The sequence below is a fragment of the Clostridium sp. Marseille-P2415 genome (assembly GCF_900155545.1).
Taxonomy (GTDB): domain Bacteria; phylum Bacillota; class Clostridia; order Lachnospirales; family Lachnospiraceae; genus Lacrimispora.
In genome coordinates this window covers 636,346-657,089 of sequence record NZ_LT732526.1, presented here as the reverse complement: position 1 = coordinate 657,089, position 20,744 = coordinate 636,346, and the positions used below count along the sequence as shown (strand labels likewise).

At 46.9% G+C, this 20,744-nt stretch carries 17 protein-coding genes and 1 pseudogene; 5 read left to right on the top strand and 13 right to left on the bottom strand.

Translation table 11 applies throughout. The features are described from left to right. Positions 1-2 precede the first annotated feature (2 nt). On the bottom strand, positions 3-3,575 hold the full coding sequence (locus BQ9856_RS07985; RefSeq protein WP_077610552.1) for a DUF5717 family protein: 3,573 nt from the start codon (positions 3,573-3,575) through the stop codon (positions 3-5). Between the two features lie 142 nt (positions 3,576-3,717). On the opposite strand from BQ9856_RS07985, the pseudogene BQ9856_RS07980 reads away from it, so the two are divergent. Continuing rightward, positions 3,718-4,605 (top strand): annotated as a pseudogene (locus BQ9856_RS07980) (NAD(P)-dependent malic enzyme); the annotation flags it as partial. On the opposite strand, the gene BQ9856_RS07975 reads toward BQ9856_RS07980, so the two are convergent. Beyond that, positions 4,586-6,109 (bottom strand): DUF5717 family protein, encoded by a 1,524-nt coding sequence (locus BQ9856_RS07975; protein WP_235839179.1) that lies wholly within the window; start codon positions 6,107-6,109, stop codon positions 4,586-4,588. The pseudogene BQ9856_RS07980 and the gene BQ9856_RS07975 sit on opposite strands and share 20 nt — an antisense overlap. 142 nt (positions 6,110-6,251) lie before the next feature. Between BQ9856_RS07975 and BQ9856_RS07970 the strand changes: the two genes are divergently transcribed. The 3 genes from BQ9856_RS07970 (at position 6,252) to BQ9856_RS07960 (ending at position 8,375) form a co-directional block, all read left to right on the top strand. Beyond that, a complete protein-coding gene (locus BQ9856_RS07970) occupies positions 6,252-7,406 on the top strand; it encodes an NAD(P)-dependent malic enzyme (RefSeq protein ID WP_077610551.1) in 1,155 nt (384 codons plus the stop codon). Between the two features lie 81 nt (positions 7,407-7,487). Continuing rightward, on the top strand, positions 7,488-8,012 hold the full coding sequence (locus BQ9856_RS07965; protein ID WP_077610550.1) for a DUF4364 family protein: 525 nt from the start codon (positions 7,488-7,490) through the stop codon (positions 8,010-8,012). A 36-nt stretch (positions 8,013-8,048) separates the two neighbouring features. Continuing rightward, complete coding sequence (locus tag BQ9856_RS07960; protein WP_077610549.1) at positions 8,049-8,375, top strand: hypothetical protein; 327 nt, start codon at positions 8,049-8,051, stop codon at positions 8,373-8,375. 41 nt (positions 8,376-8,416) lie between these two features. On the opposite strand, the gene BQ9856_RS07955 is transcribed toward BQ9856_RS07960, so the two are convergent. The 10 genes from BQ9856_RS07955 to BQ9856_RS07910 all read right to left on the bottom strand — a co-directional run bounded on the left by BQ9856_RS07955 (position 8,417) and on the right by BQ9856_RS07910 (position 19,175). After that, a complete protein-coding gene (locus tag BQ9856_RS07955) occupies positions 8,417-9,160 on the bottom strand; it encodes an amino acid ABC transporter ATP-binding protein (RefSeq protein ID WP_077610548.1) in 744 nt (247 codons plus the stop codon). Continuing rightward, positions 9,161-9,961 (bottom strand): amino acid ABC transporter permease, encoded by an 801-nt coding sequence (locus tag BQ9856_RS07950; protein WP_077610547.1) that lies wholly within the window; start codon positions 9,959-9,961, stop codon positions 9,161-9,163. Between the two features lie 108 nt (positions 9,962-10,069). Next, complete coding sequence (locus BQ9856_RS07945; RefSeq protein WP_077610546.1) at positions 10,070-10,951, bottom strand: transporter substrate-binding domain-containing protein; 882 nt, start codon at positions 10,949-10,951, stop codon at positions 10,070-10,072. A gap of 67 nt (positions 10,952-11,018) precedes the next feature. Beyond that, positions 11,019-11,618, bottom strand: coding sequence for a ribosome biogenesis GTP-binding protein YihA/YsxC (yihA, locus tag BQ9856_RS07940; RefSeq protein WP_077610545.1), 600 nt, complete (start codon positions 11,616-11,618; stop codon positions 11,019-11,021). Between the two features lie 12 nt (positions 11,619-11,630). Then, positions 11,631-13,949, bottom strand: a complete 2,319-nt coding sequence (gene lon / locus BQ9856_RS07935; RefSeq protein WP_077610544.1) for an endopeptidase La — start codon at positions 13,947-13,949, stop codon at positions 11,631-11,633. Between the two features lie 78 nt (positions 13,950-14,027). Then, complete coding sequence (gene clpX, locus BQ9856_RS07930) at positions 14,028-15,329, bottom strand: ATP-dependent Clp protease ATP-binding subunit ClpX (protein WP_077610543.1); 1,302 nt, start codon at positions 15,327-15,329, stop codon at positions 14,028-14,030. Between the two features lie 60 nt (positions 15,330-15,389). Then, positions 15,390-15,977, bottom strand: coding sequence for an ATP-dependent Clp endopeptidase proteolytic subunit ClpP (gene clpP / locus BQ9856_RS07925; protein ID WP_077610542.1), 588 nt, complete (start codon positions 15,975-15,977; stop codon positions 15,390-15,392). Positions 15,978-16,061: 84 nt separating this feature from the next. Then, positions 16,062-17,348 carry a trigger factor gene (gene tig / locus BQ9856_RS07920; RefSeq protein ID WP_077610541.1) on the bottom strand — a complete coding sequence of 429 codons (1,287 nt, stop codon included), beginning with the start codon at positions 17,346-17,348 and terminating at the stop codon, positions 16,062-16,064. Positions 17,349-17,548: 200 nt separating this feature from the next. Beyond that, on the bottom strand, positions 17,549-18,109 hold the full coding sequence (locus tag BQ9856_RS07915) for a DJ-1 family glyoxalase III (protein WP_077610540.1): 561 nt from the start codon (positions 18,107-18,109) through the stop codon (positions 17,549-17,551). Between the two features lies 1 nt (position 18,110). Continuing rightward, positions 18,111-19,175 carry a galactose ABC transporter substrate-binding protein gene (locus BQ9856_RS07910; RefSeq protein ID WP_077610539.1) on the bottom strand — a complete coding sequence of 355 codons (1,065 nt, stop codon included), beginning with the start codon at positions 19,173-19,175 and terminating at the stop codon, positions 18,111-18,113. A gap of 141 nt (positions 19,176-19,316) precedes the next feature. Here BQ9856_RS07910 and BQ9856_RS07905 point away from each other — a divergent pair, with 141 nt between their 5' ends. After that, on the top strand, positions 19,317-19,769 hold the full coding sequence (locus BQ9856_RS07905) for a CYTH domain-containing protein (protein ID WP_077610537.1): 453 nt from the start codon (positions 19,317-19,319) through the stop codon (positions 19,767-19,769). 179 nt (positions 19,770-19,948) lie between these two features. Here the strand turns inward: BQ9856_RS07905 and BQ9856_RS07900 are convergent. Then, on the bottom strand, positions 19,949-20,744 hold a 796-nt coding region (locus BQ9856_RS07900), incomplete at its 5' end, for an ABC transporter permease subunit (RefSeq protein WP_077610538.1).

The window sequence follows — 20,744 nt, the reverse complement described above, 5'->3', positions numbered from 1 at the left end:
TCTTACATCAGTGGAAATAACTCTTCCGCAGCAGCATTCTTTTTTAAGTACTCCTGCATCCGTTTTTTGAGCCCGGTTTCATCCTTTAAGCTTAAGGAAAGGCTCATTTCATTTAAACAGGCAAACCTGCTGTCCGAATCCTTCGGGGCTCCCCCGGTGTCGCAGCTTATGCTGCCTTCCTTCTTAAGTACCCATTTTTCATCGATCAGCTCACGGATCCGGTATTCCATGATCTCGCCTTCAAATAATATTTTCTGCTTAACGAAAACTCCCTGATACATGCGCGGAATGTCCTCGCTGTGGAATTCCTCCTCATCCGGGAGAATCCGGATCTGAAGGTCAATTTTGGAATCACGGTCCCCGCAGTATTGTACCATGGCTTTATCCATGATATCTTCCGGCACTGGGGCATACCTGGCAAGAACTTTAAAATAGGGGAACACGAATCCCTCCTCCAGAAGGAAGGCCACCGTATTGCTGCACAGCACCTGCTGGTCTTCATCAAGGGCAGAAAGCTGTGCATAATACTTTGTAATGGCCAGAAGGTAAATAGTAGGAAGACGGCCTTTTAAGGAAGCAGCCTGCACCACTCCTTCCAGATAAGCAAAAACCTTATCCTCCGGTTCCTTATCCTTCATAAAGTATTCTGTACATTTAATGGTAAAATACGCCTTTACGATATTGTCACCGGGCTCCTTACGGCTTCGGTACAGATGAAATACCTTATCCAGCTTTGAACTGCAGCCGGAAAACATCATCTGGGCCGTCAGCCGTTCTTCCAGATCATAAGTCTCCACATGCTCGGAAACTCCCCGCTTAAGCACGCGGTACATCTGGTCCGTCAGCCCGTTAAAATGCTCGCATAGGTAATCCAGGATGACGCTGTCACTTTTCCCTTCTTTGAAAACCCGGTAGGACAGATGCAAAAGAAGGGGGTCTTCATCAAAGAGATTCCGAAGGATCATCTTCGTACACATTTTAAACAGTCTTTCGGCCGGAATCCCCTCACTTCCAAATTCCCGGATCATTTCAAAGGCCTCTTCCATGTAATCGTTATGGATGAGGGTATTGCAGACGCCAATCCGCTCGGATCTGGAAAGGACTTTCTTATCCAGTTTGAGCAGATATCCGGCTCCTTCCCCGCCTTCTTCTCTTTTAAACGTCTCTTTCTGATAAAATTCAATGATTCTGGAAAGCAGGAGCTGTTTGTAAAGCGGACGCAGCTTCGGATCTTCCAGGGTGTTTTCTAAAATTCTGATCTCTTCGATATCAGCGCTTCCCTGGTCCAAAACCTTCTGACAGGCCCGAAGGCGGAGCATGGGATGTTCCGGATACAGTTCAAAGCAGCGTTTTTCCAGTTCCGCCCGGTCCATGACCGGTTCCTTATTATACGGAATATTGGCATACCGGTTTCCGAAGGAATCCTGAAAGAGCAATATGCTGTGTTCAGAAAATAACGGCACATAAGCGACCCCATTTTCAAGAAGGAAGGCATCCTCCTCTGTCATTTCCTCATAACAGACAATGACGTACTTCATCTTTTTGTTGCTGCATTCCACCCGGTAAGACCGGAGAATGGATGGCAGCACCTTTGCCATCGGAAGGTCAATGACATCCTTTAAGATCATGCGTTCATAAATCGCTGCCAGCCGGCTGTTGATCCGCGATTCAAACAGCTGCTCTGTTGCAAACTTCTCAATGGTCCGTTCATAAGCCTGATAGAGAGGGTCCGAAGGTTCCAGATATACCAGAACGTTTTTATAAAGGACGGTCCTGCTATGTAAGTCCAGTTCGTTTCCCCCATAGGAAAAATAAAGGAGCACTTCCTTTGGCAGCAGATAACAGTAATTCTTAGGCAGCGCATACAGATAATATTCATACAGCCTTGTCAGACTGATTCCGGCCTTTATGCCCTTTTCATACCAGGCAAAGGCTTCCGCCATCCGGCATTCCCCTTTGATCAGCAGGGCACAGATTGCCTCCAGCACTTCCTTTTCGGGAAATTCTTTATAAAGCCTTACCAGCATCCGGTAATGAAGGCGGTTAAAATGTTTTGCAGTCAGGGTAAGCTTTGATACGGCAATGGCCAGCTTTCTCTCCACCAGCCCTTTTCCTGCACAGTGGTAAAGAATCTGTATTTCCAGGGGCCCCACCGTTCTTATAAGTTCCGGTGCACGGTTTAATACCCTGCAGCCCCAGACATAGAAAAAAGGGCTTCTAACTCCCATGTCAAACTGCCGCTTCAACAGGGAAAACAAAACAGGCAGATTCTCAAAAAGCTTATGATCCAGCCTTACGAGCAATAAAAAAAGCCAGGAGAGCCGCGGGTCTTCTTCCAGATACTTTTTCATGAGACGGATCAGGGATTCCTTCTGATACTCGTCCGGCTGCACTTTTATGCGCAAATACTGATAATAACAGTAAAGCTCTCTTTTTTCCTGCCGCTCATTCAGGATTTCATCCCTGCACTCATCAAGAAGCAATGCTGCTTTTGAAGGCTTGCCCTCCCCAAGACATATCTCAGCGCGGAACAGCTTAAAAAGACTTTTCTCTCCCTTCATCAGTTCGATCTCGTCCAGAGCTTTTCCCATCTCTCCATAAAGAGTATTGGAATCCTTCTGTCCCGCCTCTTCCTCCAGGCGAAGTCTTAAAAAACGGCCGAAAGCCTCCTTTGTAAAGGCGTCCTCCGCCGATATCCCTCCTCCGGGGTTGCTGACCGCCATAACCGGGATGATAAAACGTTCTTCCATTCCGGTTATAAGAATTCTTCCAAAATTCTCTCCCTGATGCATCCGCACAGGGTGGACCAGAAAGGGCACCCTGCATTCCTCACCATCAAAATCCTGCTCCCCGATGCTTTTTTTCGGCAGCTCTATAAAATCACAGTCCACCGTTACTTCCAGGTTCACATAGCCCCAGCCGCTGCGCTTTAAGATCACGCAGTCCTTCACAGCGTCCTCCAGTTCTCCAAATCTGCGCTCTTCGGTTTCTGCCGATAACTGAACCGGCTTCTTAACCTTTAAAGCGGTCAGAAACTCTTCCAGTTCCTTTCTTCTGTCAGGCCTTCCTTTCAGCCCGTCATAGACTGCCCTTACATGAAGGTCCTTCATAAACGGGGCCGTAACAAAATCGCGGTACTCAAATAAACGAAGAGCCGTGTCCATATCTTTTTTTGCAGTATCTGCAAAATCCTCTGCTGTCTTTAAATCACTAAGCGCTTTTCCCGACGTACTCAGTTCTACACGAAAAGAATAAGGGACTTCTCTCTCGCCGCCATTGGTAACCAGATAAAAAGATCCCTTAATCACATCCCCATCTTCCAGGAAACTGCCGTTTATCTCATAGACCAGATGGTTATATGTACCACCAAACGCTCCGTTCATGAGCCGGACGCGGAAGTTTGAGGAATATGCAAGTCCTTTTATGTGCAGATTATTCTCACTGGTAACGACAAGTTCCCGCCTCGTGGCTCCACCGGAGCGCACCACATCGTCAATTCCGGATGGGGTTACCTTAATCTTTGGAATCTCTGAATCAATGATGCCCTTTGCCAGCCTGTTGATTCGTTCTCTCATAGTACCACCTGTATCTTAATTTCCTTGTCTTATTATCTTATTTGAATTCAATTACTCTATATTCTATCATATTTTCTATTGATTTAAAACCCTAAAATTGGTATGATAAAATAAAAACTGTTGAAAAAAGGACAAACTGATTATGACGACCAATGAGAAAGCTTTACTGCTGCACAAAGAATGGAATGGGAAACTGGAAATCATTTCCAAGGCAAAGGTCAATAGCAGGGAAGATCTGGCACTTGCCTACACCCCCGGCGTAGCGGAACCCTGCAAGGTTATCGCCCAGGATCCGGAGTCTGCCTACCAATACACAATCAAATCCAATACCATAGCCGTGGTTTCCGACGGAAGCGCGGTGCTTGGCCTTGGTAACATCGGCCCGCTGGCAGCTATGCCCGTTATGGAAGGAAAAGCGGTGCTTTTTAAAGAATTCGGAGGGATCAATGCCATCCCGATCTGCCTGGACACTCAGGACACGGAAGAGATCATCAAAACAGTGGTAAATATCGCGCCTGCTTTCGGCGGGATCAATTTAGAGGACATCTCCGCTCCCCGCTGCTTTGAAATCGAAGAACGGTTAAAGAAACTCCTAGACATTCCGGTATTCCATGATGACCAGCACGGTACGGCCATTATAGTTCTTGCAGGCATCATCAACGCCTTAAAGGTGACCGGAAAGAAAAAAGAAGAATGCCGCGTGGTGGTAAACGGTGCAGGCTCCGCCGGAATCGCCATTACAAAGCTTCTTCTGACCTACGGTTTTCCCCATATTACCATGTGTGACCGCGCCGGTATTCTGGCAAAGGGCATGGAAGGCTTAAACTGGATGCAGGAAAAGATGATGGATGTGACCAATCCGGAAGGAAAACAGGGATCTTTGGCCGATGCCATGAAGGGAGCCGATATCTTCGTGGGGGTATCCGCTCCGGGTATCGTTTCCGAAGAAATGGTCGCTTCCATGAATTCCGGCGCCATTCTGTTCGCCATGGCTAACCCCGTTCCGGAAATCATGCCTGATCTTGCGAAAGNGATACGGCAATGGCCAGCTTTCTCTCCACCAGCCCTTTTCCTGCACAGTGGTAAAGAATCTGTATTTCCAGGGGCCCCACCGTTCTTATAAGTTCCGGTGCACGGTTTAATACCCTGCAGCCCCAGACATAGAAAAAAGGGCTTCTAACTCCCATGTCAAACTGCCGCTTCAACAGGGAAAACAAAACAGGCAGATTCTCAAAAAGCTTATGATCCAGCCTTACGAGCAATAAAAAAAGCCAGGAGAGCCGCGGGTCTTCTTCCAGATACTTTTTCATGAGACGGATCAGGGATTCCTTCTGATACTCGTCCGGCTGCACTTTTATGCGCAAATACTGATAATAACAGTAAAGCTCTCTTTTTTCCTGCCGCTCATTCAGGATTTCATCCCTGCACTCATCAAGAAGCAATGCTGCTTTTGAAGGCTTGCCCTCCCCAAGACATATCTCAGCGCGGAACAGCTTAAAAAGACTTTTCTCTCCCTTCATCAGTTCGATCTCGTCCAGAGCTTTTCCCATCTCTCCATAAAGAGTATTGGAATCCTTCTGTCCCGCCTCTTCCTCCAGGCGAAGTCTTAAAAAACGGCCGAAAGCCTCCTTTGTAAAGGCGTCCTCCGCCGATATCCCTCCTCCGGGGTTGCTGACCGCCATAACCGGGATGATAAAACGTTCTTCCATTCCGGTTATAAGAATTCTTCCAAAATTCTCTCCCTGATGCATCCGCACAGGGTGGACCAGAAAGGGCACCCTGCATTCCTCACCATCAAAATCCTGCTCCCCGATGCTTTTTTTCGGCAGCTCTATAAAATCACAGTCCACCGTTACTTCCAGGTTCACATAGCCCCAGCCGCTGCGCTTTAAGATCACGCAGTCCTTCACAGCGTCCTCCAGTTCTCCAAATCTGCGCTCTTCGGTTTCTGCCGATAACTGAACCGGCTTCTTAACCTTTAAAGCGGTCAGAAACTCTTCCAGTTCCTTTCTTCTGTCAGGCCTTCCTTTCAGCCCGTCATAGACTGCCCTTACATGAAGGTCCTTCATAAACGGGGCCGTAACAAAATCGCGGTACTCAAATAAACGAAGAGCCGTGTCCATATCTTTTTTTGCAGTATCTGCAAAATCCTCTGCTGTCTTTAAATCACTAAGCGCTTTTCCCGACGTACTCAGTTCTACACGAAAAGAATAAGGGACTTCTCTCTCGCCGCCATTGGTAACCAGATAAAAAGATCCCTTAATCACATCCCCATCTTCCAGGAAACTGCCGTTTATCTCATAGACCAGATGGTTATATGTACCACCAAACGCTCCGTTCATGAGCCGGACGCGGAAGTTTGAGGAATATGCAAGTCCTTTTATGTGCAGATTATTCTCACTGGTAACGACAAGTTCCCGCCTCGTGGCTCCACCGGAGCGCACCACATCGTCAATTCCGGATGGGGTTACCTTAATCTTTGGAATCTCTGAATCAATGATGCCCTTTGCCAGCCTGTTGATTCGTTCTCTCATAGTACCACCTGTATCTTAATTTCCTTGTCTTATTATCTTATTTGAATTCAATTACTCTATATTCTATCATATTTTCTATTGATTTAAAACCCTAAAATTGGTATGATAAAATAAAAACTGTTGAAAAAAGGACAAACTGATTATGACGACCAATGAGAAAGCTTTACTGCTGCACAAAGAATGGAATGGGAAACTGGAAATCATTTCCAAGGCAAAGGTCAATAGCAGGGAAGATCTGGCACTTGCCTACACCCCCGGCGTAGCGGAACCCTGCAAGGTTATCGCCCAGGATCCGGAGTCTGCCTACCAATACACAATCAAATCCAATACCATAGCCGTGGTTTCCGACGGAAGCGCGGTGCTTGGCCTTGGTAACATCGGCCCGCTGGCAGCTATGCCCGTTATGGAAGGAAAAGCGGTGCTTTTTAAAGAATTCGGAGGGATCAATGCCATCCCGATCTGCCTGGACACTCAGGACACGGAAGAGATCATCAAAACAGTGGTAAATATCGCGCCTGCTTTCGGCGGGATCAATTTAGAGGACATCTCCGCTCCCCGCTGCTTTGAAATCGAAGAACGGTTAAAGAAACTCCTAGACATTCCGGTATTCCATGATGACCAGCACGGTACGGCCATTATAGTTCTTGCAGGCATCATCAACGCCTTAAAGGTGACCGGAAAGAAAAAAGAAGAATGCCGCGTGGTGGTAAACGGTGCAGGCTCCGCCGGAATCGCCATTACAAAGCTTCTTCTGACCTACGGTTTTCCCCATATTACCATGTGTGACCGCGCCGGTATTCTGGCAAAGGGCATGGAAGGCTTAAACTGGATGCAGGAAAAGATGATGGATGTGACCAATCCGGAAGGAAAACAGGGATCTTTGGCCGATGCCATGAAGGGAGCCGATATCTTCGTGGGGGTATCCGCTCCGGGTATCGTTTCCGAAGAAATGGTCGCTTCCATGAATTCCGGCGCCATTCTGTTCGCCATGGCTAACCCCGTTCCGGAAATCATGCCTGATCTTGCGAAAGCGGCGGGTGCCAGAGTGATCGGAACCGGAAGGTCCGATTTTCCAAACCAGGTCAACAATGTTTTAGTGTTCCCCGGCATCTTTAAAGGGGCTTTGGAAGGAAGAGCCTCCGCCATTACAGAAGAGATGAAGCTTACCGCCGCCGCTGCCATCGCCGGTCTTGTGCCGCCTTCCGGGTTAAGCGAAGACAATATCCTGCCGGAGGCATTTGATCCCCGTGTAGCGGAGGTTGTAAGCCGTGCGGTCAGGGACCTGATCCGGCAATAGAAAAATGAAAGACGGGACTTTCCCATCCTTTCACCCATCCCTGAATTTACGGCGCGGCAAGTGCGCCACTTGGAGGTAAATATGCTGTCGGAACCCATGACCCTGTACAAACTGATGATTTTATATATGCTTAAGCAGGTAAATTTTCCACTGACAAGCGCACAATTGTCAAACTTTTTTCTGGAACATGAATATACCACTTATTTCACGCTGAATCAGGCACTGAATGAACTGCTGGAGGCCAGACTTCTCCATGTGGAAACCAATCATAACAGCAGCCGTTACGAGATTACCCGGGAAGGGGAGGAAACCCTTTCTTTTTTCGGTAACAAAATTTCACCGGCCATCATTCATGATATGGATGAATATTTAAAAGAGAATAAGTTCCGGCTCCGCAATGAAGTTGGAGTTACCGCTGATTTCTATAAATCCACCAGCCAGGACTACGTCGTCCACTGTGAGGTACGGGAAGGAAAAAACTGCCTGATAAACCTGGAACTTTCCGTTCCGGACAAGGATCAGGCAGAAATCATGTGCGACCATTGGAAATCAAAAAGCCAGGAAATCTATGCATTTGCCATGAAATCACTGATGAGTGGTTCTTAAGGTTTCAGCTGACAGCAAAAAAGAAGGGAATTTATTATGAATAAAATTCAGGCTAAAAAATCATTGCTTCGGGAAATCAACGAACAATATCAGTTCGAACTGAAGCAGCTAAAGAAAAAAAAGTTCTGTTTAAAGGTAAGGCTGATGTTAACCATTATCCTGCCAATTTTTATTCTCGTACTTTTTATTAAAGTAGCAAAGACCTTTATCCGGATCAAAATACGAAAGCTCTTCACGAAACCGTTTCATGACAACACTTCTGCGGAACCTGCCAAACCAGAACCGGTCAAACCGGTTCCTGTCAAGATAACACCGGTCGATATGGAAATCCTGCATCCGGAACCATTATCCAAAGATCAATGAAAAAAAGCTGATTCAGTCGAATATCCTGAATCAGCTTTTTCTTATCCCTGCATGAACCGGTTTAAGAATTCTTTTGTAGAGTTTTTCTTTGGATTCCCGAATATATCGGCCGGAGCCCCCTCTTCTTCGATGACTCCGCCCGCCATGTAGACCACATGATTGGACACATCTCTGGCAAAAGCCATCTCATGGGTTACAATGATCATGGTAAGGCCCTCTTTGGCCAGGGTTCTCATGACAGCCAATACCTCACCCACCATCTGGGGATCCAGAGCGGATGTAGGCTCGTCAAACAGCAGAATCTCCGGCTCCATAGCCAGAGCTCTGGCTATGGCCACTCTCTGCTTCTGCCCGCCGGAAAGCTGTCTTGGCTTTGCATTGATATAAGGAGCCATGCCTACCTTCTCCAAATACATCATTGCCTTCCTTCTGGCCTCTTCCTTGTCTTTTTTAAGAACTTTTACCTGGCCGACCAGACAGTTTTCCAATACGGTCATGTTATTAAACAAATTAAAGCTCTGGAACACCATGCCTACCTTGGTACGGTAGGACGGAGCATTCATTTTCCGGTCCGTAATATCCACATCATGGTATAAAATCTCACCGGTAGTGGGCGTTTCCAGCAGATTGATGCATCTCAGCAGCGTCGACTTTCCGGATCCGGAAGCGCCGATGATACATGTCACATCGCCTGCATTGACGGAAAAATCAATATCCCGCAGCACCACATTGGTTCCAAAGGTTTTACTTAAATGATGAATTTCTAAAACTTTCCCGCCTGCCATTTATTTCTCCTCCTTCTCTTTCGGATCCGGAAATTTCACCATGCCGCTGGTATAAGCCAGTGTATCCGTGGTGGCCAGATCGTAGCTGTCAGGACCGTCCATCTTCTTCTCCCAGTAACGCAGAATTCTGGAACAGGTGAAGGTCAGGAGAAAATAAATGATCATGGTAATGGTAAATGCCTCAAAATAAGTATAATACGCGCCTGCAACGCCTTTTGTCGCATAGAATAATTCCACCACGCCAATGACGGAAAGCACACAGGTATCCTTAATGTTGATGATCAGATTGTTGCCGATCTGCGGCATAATATTACGCAGTGCCTGCGGCATAATGACCTGAACCATGGTCTGGAAATGGGTCATGCCGATTGCCTTGGCTCCCTCAGTCTGACCCGGATCAACGGAAAGGATTCCGCCCCTTACCGTCTCTGCCATATAAGCCCCGGTATTAATGGATACAATAAAATAAGCAGCAAAAACAATGGACATATTAATCCCAAACAGGGCGGAAGAACCGTAGAATATAAACATGGCCTGGACCATCATCGGCGTTCCGCGGAATACCTCTACATAGATATTTAAGATGAGCTTGACTAATTTCAACAAATAATGCTTAACCGGATTGTCATTTTTCGATGCAGGAATCGTCTGTATGATTCCCACAGCAAAACCGATGATGCATCCGATAAACGTACCTACAATGGCAATCGCCATGGTCTTTCCCGCCCCATTTAAAAAGGACGGACCGTATTTTTGCAGGATAAATACAATTCTACCAAAAAAATCTGATGGCAAAGACATATACAACCTTCTCCCTTTCACAGCTTCACTAAAACAGAACAAGCGGCACGGAAATAAGAACGTCCTTGTCCCGTGCCTGCAAGCCCTGATTCTATTTTCTATATCGGATTACTTTGACAACGGCTGTACGGAAATCGCCTCTTCCATCGTCTTATTAAAGTCATCCTTGCTCATTTTGGAAAGTACTCCATTGATGGCATCCTTTAATTCGGTGTTGCCCTTCTTTAAAGAAATGCCGATGTTGATGTCTTCATCAGAGACTTCAAACGCGCCATCGGTTCCGGTAAAATCAAGCAGTTTGAAATCAGGATATGCAATTAGGGCCGCCTGGCCGGTTGGCTTGTCCGTTACAACCAGGTCACATCTGCCGGAGCTTAAAGCTACCAGCATGGCTGGCGCGGATTCCTGCGCCGGCTGAATGTCTGCGTCCGGAACCTGAGGCAGGCAGTTGTCATACCAGATGGTATTTAACTGAGAAGTACAGGTTGCTCCCGCAAGGTCTGCAACGCTCCCGGCGTTCTCATATTTGCCTCCGGCTTTCACCAGGGCTACAATGGTGGCATAATAATAAGGATCTGTAAAATCCACGGACTGCAGACGCTCTGCGGTAATGGACTGCCCTGCAATGACACAGTCGACCTTTCCGGACTGGACCGCAGGAACAAGGGAATCCCAATCCAGCTTTACGATTTCCAGATCATAGCCCAGCTCATCTGCTATTTTCTTAGCCATCATCACGTCATAGCCATAAGCGAAGTCAGAGCTTCCGGAAATAGGAACGGCTCCGTTTGCATCCGTTGGCTGTGTCCAGTTATACGGTGCATAACTGCATTCCATGGCAACCTTCAGCACCTTTTTCCCGGCCGCTTCCTTACCGGCTGCCGCAGTCGTTTCTGTTGTGGTATTGCCGCTTCCGCAGGCGGTAAGGGCCGCCGCTGCCAGGGTAGCCGCCAAAAGAGCTGACACGATCTTCTTTATTGTCTTTTTCATAACTATTTTCTCCTCTTCTTCCCAGAATGAACTCTATGTAATAAATAGGTTCATTATAAAAAGATTTTTACTCCTTGTCAAGACTATTTACAGTTTCTAAAATCATATCCCATATTTCTTCTCTGCCCTGCTTGGTCTCTGCAGAAAAGGGAATGACGGTCACGTCACTTCCGATCCCAAGCCCGGTCCGAAGGGTCTTTACGGCCTTCTGTACCTGGCTCCTCTTGATTTTATCAAGCTTGGTGGCAATGATCACAGGCTGGTAACCATTGTACACGATCCAGTCGTACATGGTCTTGTCATTTTCGGAAGGCTCATGGCGGATATCAATCAACAGGAACACACATCGAAGCATGGGAGACTTATGAAGGTAATTTTCAATCATCTTCCCCCATTTTGCCTTCACTTCCTGGGATACCTTGGCATAACCGTAGCCCGGAAGATCCACATAGTATAAAGCATCGTTGATGTTATAAAAATTAATGGTCTGAGTTTTCCCCGGCTGGGACGAGATCCTGGCAAAGGATTTGCGGTTCATCAGAGCATTGATCAGAGAGGATTTCCCCACATTAGACTTGCCGGTAAATGCGAACTCCGGCCTGGTATTCTCCGGAAGCTTGCTGGTTATACCGCATACGGTCTCCAATTCCACTGTTTTAATAATCATATGGTTTCCTTTCTATACACGAACGAAAGCTTCTTTTAATACCTCCGGCATACTCTTTACATAGATAATTTCAAGCCCTTTGGTTATTTCTTTGGACAGCTCCCCAATATCCGGGCGGTTCTTATCCGGAACCAGGACTTTCTCCACATGAGCCATACGGGCAGCCAGTATTTTTTCCTTTAAGCCTCCGATCGGAAGCACACGGCCGCGAAGGGTGATTTCTCCGGTCATGGCTACCTTTGCGTTTACCTTACAGTTTGTGACAGCTGAGAGCATAGCCGTTGCCATGGTGATTCCCGCGGACGGGCCATCCTTTGGAACCGCTCCTTCCGGGATGTGAAGATGGATATCATGCTTCTCAAAATAGTCATCCTTTACCTTATACTCCGGGCAGACCGACTTAACATAACTCAAAGCGGTCTGGGCAGATTCCTTCATCACATCCCCCATCTGTCCGGTCATCTGAAGGGTTCCTTTGCCTGGCATGACATTGACTTCGATTTGAAGCGTATTTCCGCCGACACTGGTCCAGGCAAGGCCTCTGACGATCCCCACCTGATCCTCCTCATTCACATCCTCAAAGGTCACTTTTTCCCTGCCCAGATATTTCTCCAGGTTGTTTTCCGTGATCTTGATGGCCCGTTTCCCGTCTTCCAGAAATTCTCTCGCTGCCTTTCGGAAAACAGCCCCGATCCGCCGCTCTAAATTTCTCACTCCGGCTTCCCTGGTATAATGATGGATGATCTTTTCAAGAGCCTTGTCCGATATGGATACCTGCTCCGGCTTAAGCCCATTCTTCTCCCGCTGCTTTCTCACTAAATAATTCTTTGCAATATGAAATTTTTCATTCTCCGTATAGCTGTTAACTTCAATGATTTCCATGCGGTCCAAAAGCGGCCCCGGTATGGTCGTGGTCGTATTGGCCGTTGTAAGGAACAATACGTTGGATAAATCAATGGGAAGCTCCACGTAATGATCCCGGAATTTCACATTCTGTTCACTGTCCAAAACCTCCAGCAGGGCGGAAGAGGTGTCTCCCTTATAATCACTGCTGACCTTGTCGATCTCGTCAAGAAGCATTAAGGGATTGCTGACTCCGGCCTGCCTTATAGCTTCCACGATCCGGCCCGGCATGGCACCTACATAGGTTTTCCGGTGTCCCCTGATCTCAGCTTCATCCCGGATCCCTCCCAGGCTGATCCTCACATATTCCTTGTTTAAAGCTTTTGCTACGGACCGGGCAATGGAGGTCTTTCCGGTTCCCGGAGGTCCTACCAGACATATAATGGGGCTGGATCCTTTTTTTGTGAGCACCCGGACTGCCAGATATTCCAGGATCCGTTCCTTTACCTTCTCAAGTCCATAGTGATCCTCATTAAGTATTTCCTCGGCATGGGTGATGCTGTTGTTATCCTTAGACAGCTTCTTCCAGGGAAGCTCCAAAACCGTCTCCAGATACATGCGGACCACATTGGCTTCCTGGCTTCCTCCCGGCATGGCTTTAAAGCGTTCAATCTCCTTCTGGATCTTATCCTTGGTTTCCTTGTCCGCTTTTAATGCTTTTAACCTCTTGGTGTACTCGTCCGCATCAGAAAGAGGATTATCCTCTCCAAGCTCTTCCCGTATTACCTTTAACTGTTCCCTTAAGATATAATCCTTCTGATTTTTGTCGATCCGGTCCTTTACATGGGACTGCAGTTCCCGTTTTACTTTTGTGACCTCAATCTCTGTCACCAGATGCCTCATTACCAATGCATATCTTTCTTCCAACAGGGTACTTTCCAAAATCTGCTGGCGTACCCGGTAATCCCAGGAAAGCTGGACTGCAATCTGGTCTAACAGCTCTCCTAAATCCGTAAGCACCAGAAGATTGGGAAGCACTTCCTTTCCGATCCTTTGATTCTCTTTCCCGTATTCTTCCAGCTTCTCCTGTATGATCTGTATCATAGCCTGTCCGGTAATATAATCGATGGTATCGTCCTGTTCCAGGATCTTCCCGATTTCCCCGATCAGGACAAGCTCCTCGCTGTCCAGTGCTAAAAGCTCCACACGCTCCAGGCCTTCCACCATGACGCGTATCACGTTATTCGGCAGCTTTACCAGCTGCTTGATGAGAGCCACGGTTCCCACCTGAAACAAATCATCAATTCCAGGGTCAGCCTCCTCAGGATTTCTTTGGGTAACCAGACATACCATCTGATCTCCTACCATTGCTTTCTCCACAGCCGCAACGGATTTCGTGCGGCTGATATCAAAATGTAACATCATTTTGGGAAGAACAGTCATGCCGCGCAGGGCGATAACTGGCATTGTGATTGTCTTATCCACCATTATGTTCTCTCCTTTGCATTCAAAAAGGTGTTCCAGCAGATTTTTTCGCTGTAACACCTTCCCGACTCATGCAGGGACCTATGCGATCTCGCCTGTCTTATCTTTTCTTAGCTTCTGAGCCAGTGATTTTCTGGGAACTGCCGTATCCCGATAGACTAATTCCGGCTCGCCCATCTTATCTACAACCTCTTTGGTAATCTTACAGATTCCAATGCTGTTGTCGGACGGGATCTCGTACATCAGATCCATCATTACGCTTTCCATAATGGAACGTAAGCCTCTGGCGCCAGTCTTTCTTTCTACTGCCAGCTCCGCGATCCGTTCCACAGCTTCTCTGGTCAGTTCAAGTTTTACATCGTCGAGTTCAAACAGCTTCTGATACTGTTTGATCAGGGCATTCTTTGGTTCTGTCATGATCTTAACTAAAGTGTCCCTGTCTAAGAGTTCCAATGACACGGTAATCGGTACACGGCCGATAAACTCCGGAATCAAGCCGAATTTCACCAGATCCTGGGGAAGCGTTTTTTTCAGAAGGTCATCAATATCCGTTTTATTCTTATCTACGATTTCCGCATTAAAACCGATGGAGCCTGCGCTCAAACGGCGTTCAATAATTTTTTCCAGTCCGTCAAAAGCGCCGCCGCAGATGAACAGGATATTGGTGGTATTGATCTGAAGAAGCTCCTGGTGCGGATGCTTTCTTCCCCCTTGAGGAGGAACACTTGCAACCGTGCCTTCCAGAATCTTTAAGAGAGCCTGCTGGACTCCTTCACCGGAAACATCTCTGGTGATGGACACATTTTCCGACTTTTTTGTGATCTTATCGATCTCATCAATATAGATAATTCCATATTCAGCCCGGCTGATATCATAATCAGCGGCCTGAATCAGTTTTAAAAGGATGTTCTCCACATCCTCACCTACATAGCCGGCTTCTGTAAGGGCGGTAGCATCTGCAATGGCAAACGGAACATTCAGCACCTTCGCCAAAGTCTGCGCAAGATAAGTTTTACCGGAACCGGTAGGCCCCAACATCAGAATATTGCTCTTCTGCACATCCACATCCATTTTCTTTCTGGAAGTGATTCTCTTATAGTGGTTATAGACTGCTACGGACAATACTTTTTTTGCATTATCCTGACCGATGACATAATCGTCCAGAAATGACTTGATTTCCTTCGGCTTCATCAGGTTGATATCGCTGAAATCAGGTCCTTCTTCCTCATGGCTGTCGAATTCTTCCTCTAATATCTCCGCGCACAAATCAATGCATTCATCACAGATGTAGACATTATTGGAACCGGCAATCAATTTCTTTACCTGGTCCTGGGTTTTCCCGCAAAAAGAGCATCGGATCTTGTCGTCTGTTCTGACCGGCATATACACACCTCATCCTTTCCTGTTAATCGCCATGCCATTTGGGCATTAGAATTCCAATTCTTAACGGTCATGGCTGTAGAGAATATCGTCAATCAAGCCATATTCTTTTGCTTCTTCCGCATTCATATAATTGTCACGTTCGGTATCGCGTTCGATTACCTCATACGGCTGGCCTGTTTTTGCGGCCAGAATCTCATTTAAACGCTTCTTTATCTTCAGAATGTTCTCAGCTACGATCCTGATTTCAGTCGCCTGGCCTTTTGCTCCGCCGGAAGGCTGATGGATCATGACTTCCGAATTGGGAAGAGCAAACCTCTTCCCCTTTGTTCCGCCGGCTAACAAAAAGGCTCCCATGCTTGCTGCCATGCCCATGCAGACAGTCGAAACATCACATTTGATATAGTTCATGGTATCATAAATCGCCATGCCTGCAGTGACGGACCCGCCCGGGCTGTTAATATAGAGATTGATGTCCTTATTGGGATCCTCTGCCTCTAAAAACAACAGCTGAGCCACAATAATGCTGGCTGACACATCTGACACTTCTTCCCCGAGGAATATGATCCTCTCCTTAAGAAGCCTGGAATAAATATCGTAAGAACGTTCGCCCTTACTGGTTGATTCAATGACATAAGGTACTAAGCTCATCTGTCTTCCTCCTGTCTTTTCTTTCTTACTCAAAACCGAATAGACTCCGGACGAGATGCCAGGAATCTATTCGGGTTAAACTTCTTAAACTAATTTTGCCTCAGCAACCAGAAAATCTACTGCTTCCTGAACCGCCAGATCTTCCTTCATCTGCTCAATGCCGTTCTCCCCAAGGTATTCCTTAACCTGAGAAGCTTCCATCTTGTAAGACTCTGCCATGCCGGCGATCTCTTTTTCTACCGCCTCATCGGAAACGGTGATGTTCTCAGCCTTTGCAACAGCCTCCAGCACCAGTCTGGTCTGGATTCTCTTGATTGCCTGCGGCTTCATCTGTTCCTTTAAAGTTTCAATGGTCATCCCGGTAAACTTCATATACTGGTCAAGGGACAGCCCCTGGCCCTGCATTCTTCTTGCATAGTCATTCACCATGTTGTTCACCTGGCTGTCAATCATCGGCTCAGGAATCTCCATGGCAGCGTTCTCAACAACCTTTTCTACCACATGGTCTTCATTTTCTGTTGCAGCTGCCTTCTCTTTTCTTAATGCAACCTTCTCTTTGATGTCTTTCTTGTATTCTTCTAACGTTTCAAATTCAGAAACCTCGCCTGCAAACTCATCGTTTAACTCCGGAAGCTCTTTTCTCTTGATTTCCTTTACCTTTACTTTAAATACGGCCGGCTTTCCTGCCAGTTCCGTTGCATGATACTCATTGGGGAATGTTACGTTCACCTCACACTCTTCACCGATGTTCTTGCCGATCAGCTGTTCTTCAAATGTATCGATAAAAGAATGGGAACCGATGGCAAGCGGATAATCCTCGCCCTTGCCTCCGTCAAATGTCTTTCCATCTACAAAGCCTTCGAAATCAATGACCGTCTGGTCGCCGTCTTCCACGGTTCTGTCTTCCACAGTGATCAGTCTGGAATTCTGTTCCTGAACTCTCTTTAATTCTGCTTCGATGTCCTCATCCGTAACCTCAGCGGATGCCTTGGTTACTTCAATGCCCTTATACTCACCTAAGGTCACTTCCGGCTTGACGGCAACGGTAGCCGTATAGATCAGAGTCTTCCCTTTTTCAACCTGTACAATGTCAATTTCAGGTCTGGAAACAATATCCAGTCCGCTTTCTCCCACTGCATCTCCATATGTCGCATCAAGAGCTTCGTTAACCGCATCCTCATATAAGATGCCTGCTCCATACATCTTCTCAACCATGGCCTGAGGAGCTTTTCCTTTTCTGAAACCAGGGATATTGAATCTGCCCTTATTCTTATTATAAGCTGCAGTAAGAGCCTTATCAAACTCTTCAGCCGGCACTTCTACCGTTAACTTTGCCATGTTTTTTTCTAATTTTTCTACTTGTAAACTCATTAAAGGGTTCCTCCTTGAAATATATGTGAACCGCCATACCGACAGGGCGTTACACTTCAATTTAGCATTATAACATACTCGTCCTGTAAATTCCAGTATTATTTACGATAAAATCAGGTTTTTCCTGAAAACTCCTGCATCTTCTTTCCGATATAAGGATCCAGCGGACGGATGATCCTTTTCCGGCAATCCCTGCCCTGTTACATAGGAATCTGATCGTACTGAATTGCCTCCTTAATCTGGCGGGCATGGCTCTCATCCGTCAGGAGCCTTAAAAGCTCAATTCCCATATCCAGGGCATAGCCAAGCCCCCTGGCTGTCGTTACATTGCCATCCGTAACGACCCCCTGCCTCGTATACTGTGCTCCCTTTAACTCCGGTTCAAAGCCCGGAAAACAGGTCGCTTTTTTTCCTTCCAGAATGCCAAGACTTCCTAAAATACTTGGTGCCGCACAAATTGCCGCTATTCTTTTATTCTCTGCGTGAGCTTCTTTTAAGGCATTTACCAGCCCTTTATGTAATCCTAAATTTCTGGTCCCCGGCATTCCGCCCGGGAGAAACAGAACATCCGCATCCTTACAGTCCACTTCTGAAAAATCAAAATCCGCCTGAATTTTCACCCGATGTGCGCTTATCACATCTTTTTTTCCGGTTACGGAAACAAGCTTTACATCCTGGCCGCCTCTTATCAAAACATCCACAACAGCCAATAACTCCACTTCCTCTGATCCGTCAGCTAAAAATGCATACACCTTTGCCATTTTAATCGTCTCCTTTTAAATTATGAAATGTGCTGGTCATAGTGATCTTAATATAATCCACCAGATACCTTGTGTCCGCCTCTTCTCCTCCGATCATTTCTATTAAAGTATCGGCGGCAGTCCGGGATTGTCCCTCATGGTCATTTAAAACAGTCCCGGTGATTTTTCCTTCTTTTATATACTCCACCGTTTCCTGAAGCGCATCTACGCCCACCAGGCAGATATCTTTTCCCGGCATACGGCCCGACTCTTCCACAGCTTCCAAAGCGCCGTTTGCCATGGCATCGTTGTTGCAGAAAATGACTTCTATCCGGCTGCCATAGGCGGCAAGAGCCGCTTCTACAAGTTTCTTCCCGTTATCCATATTCCAATCCCCATTTCCGGAAAAAAGTTCTTCTGTCTTCATGCCCCCGTCTTCCAGGGCCTTAATGGAATATTCCGTCCGGTAACGGCTGTCTTCATTGCCTTCTTCCCCCATAAGCATAACATAGGATACCACTCCATCTCCGTTTAAATCCCCCTTTTTTGGAGTTTCCAGGATGATTTCTCCCTGATACGTTCCCGCCTGTCTGGAATCTGTTCCAATACAGGACACTGCCATGTGGTTCTCCTGCCACCGCTTCCGTTCCGCCTCCGGAGGCTCACGGTTAATAAAGACCAGAGGAACCCCTGCCTGGCTGCAGGCATCGGCAAGCCCGCCCGCTGCTAAAACTTCAACAGGATTCACAATGATCCCGTCACACCCCTCCGAAAGAAACTGTCTGACCTGCCGGTTCTGCTCTTCCTGGTCTCCGCCGGCATTGCGCATGATCACTTCCGCATGATAGGTTTCTTCCAGGTATTGTTTTAACTCGGATCGATAGAGTTTCATAAATGTATCATCATAGCGATAGATGCTCACCCCGATTTTTGGCCCTTTTTCCTCGACGCTTTCTTCCGTTCCCGCTTCTGATGCCGAACCTTCGCTGCCTCCTTTTTCCTGACTCAAAGGAGCGCAGCCCTGGATCAGGCATACTGCCCCCAATAGGAAAAAAAGTGTGAAAATCCGTCTATTTAACCGTTTCATATTCTTATTCTCCTGTATTTTACTGTATTTTTCATATTACCACGTTTTCCTGCTTTTTGCCACCATCTTCTATTTTTTGTACCCATGTGGTATACTAACAGCATTTGGCAGTGCAAGACACTGAAACAGGAGGATTTATCCATGGAAATAGAACGTAAATATTTGATATCCCGGCCGCCGGCCTGTTACACTTCCTACCCTCATCACTTCATAGAACAGGGTTATCTCTCAACCGATCCCGTAGTCCGCATCCGCAGGGAGGATGAAGCATTTTACCTCACTTATAAATCAAAGGGCCTTTTGATCCGTGAGGAATACAATCTTCCCCTGACCGCAGATTCCTATGAACACCTGATCCGAAAGGCCGACGGCCACATCCTGACCAAAAAGCGGTATCTGATTCCCGCAGAAGGCTCGGATCATCTGATCATTGAACTGGATATCTTTGAGGGACGGTTTGAAGGCCTTATGTTAGCTGAGGTGGAATTTCCCGACAAAGCTGAGGCGGAAAGCTTCATTCCTCCTTCCTGGTTCGGTGAAGACGTGACATTTTCGGGAGAATATCAGAACAGCAGGCTGAGTCAGCTGCCGTAGCCGTCTTAATAGAGAGCCAAGCCGCAGGAGTCCGAAGAGGTTACTGGCATTATAACACTTTTGACAATATAACAGAAAAAGAATCGAAGCGAAGGCTGAATATTCCATAAGATTTCACTGCCTTCGCTCCGATTCCTATTTTAACCCCGGCAGAATACTGCACGACGTTTTTTTAGAAACTATTTCTTTGCAATATACTTTCTGATATCCAAAGCAATCGCTACCACGATAACGATACCCTGTGCAATATACTGATAGTTGGTATCAACGCCCAGATACTGTAAGCAGGTCTTTAAAATCTCGAATACCAGAACACCGATCAGAACGCCTGATACTTTACCGATACCGCCGTTTACGGAGACACCGCCGATGGTGCATGCCGCTATGGCTTCCAGTTCCCAGCCCATACCCATGTTAACCGAGGAACCGCCGGATTTTGCACCAACCAGGAAACCGCCCAATGCGTAAAGGGCTGCTGCTGTCACGTAGATGATGATTTTCGTTTTATTTGTATTGACGCCGGAAACTTCTGCTGCCTGTTCGTTTCCGCCGATGGCATACATATATTTGCCGTGTGGTGTTTTGTTGTAAACAAACCATATCACAAGGCCGATTGCCAAAGCGATTAAGAACAAGTACGGAACCACCCCGAAAAGCCTGCCCTTTGCTACTTCCGTGTAAGCCGGGCGGTAACCGCCGATTGGTGTCGCATTGGTATAGACCAGGCAGACGCCGTAAACGATCAACTGCATGCCCAAAGTTCCGATGAAGGCAGGAACCTTAAGGTAGGAAATAACCATACCATTGATTAATCCGAAAATTGTGCAGATACCGATACAGATCAACAGTACAACGAATACCCACCAGATTCCGAAATCAGGAAGATTCGGAAAGAATTTGCCGCTGTAACCCGGTTTCTGAAGCAGAGTACCGGCAATACAGGCAGAAAGGCCTACCATACGTCCTGCAGAAAGG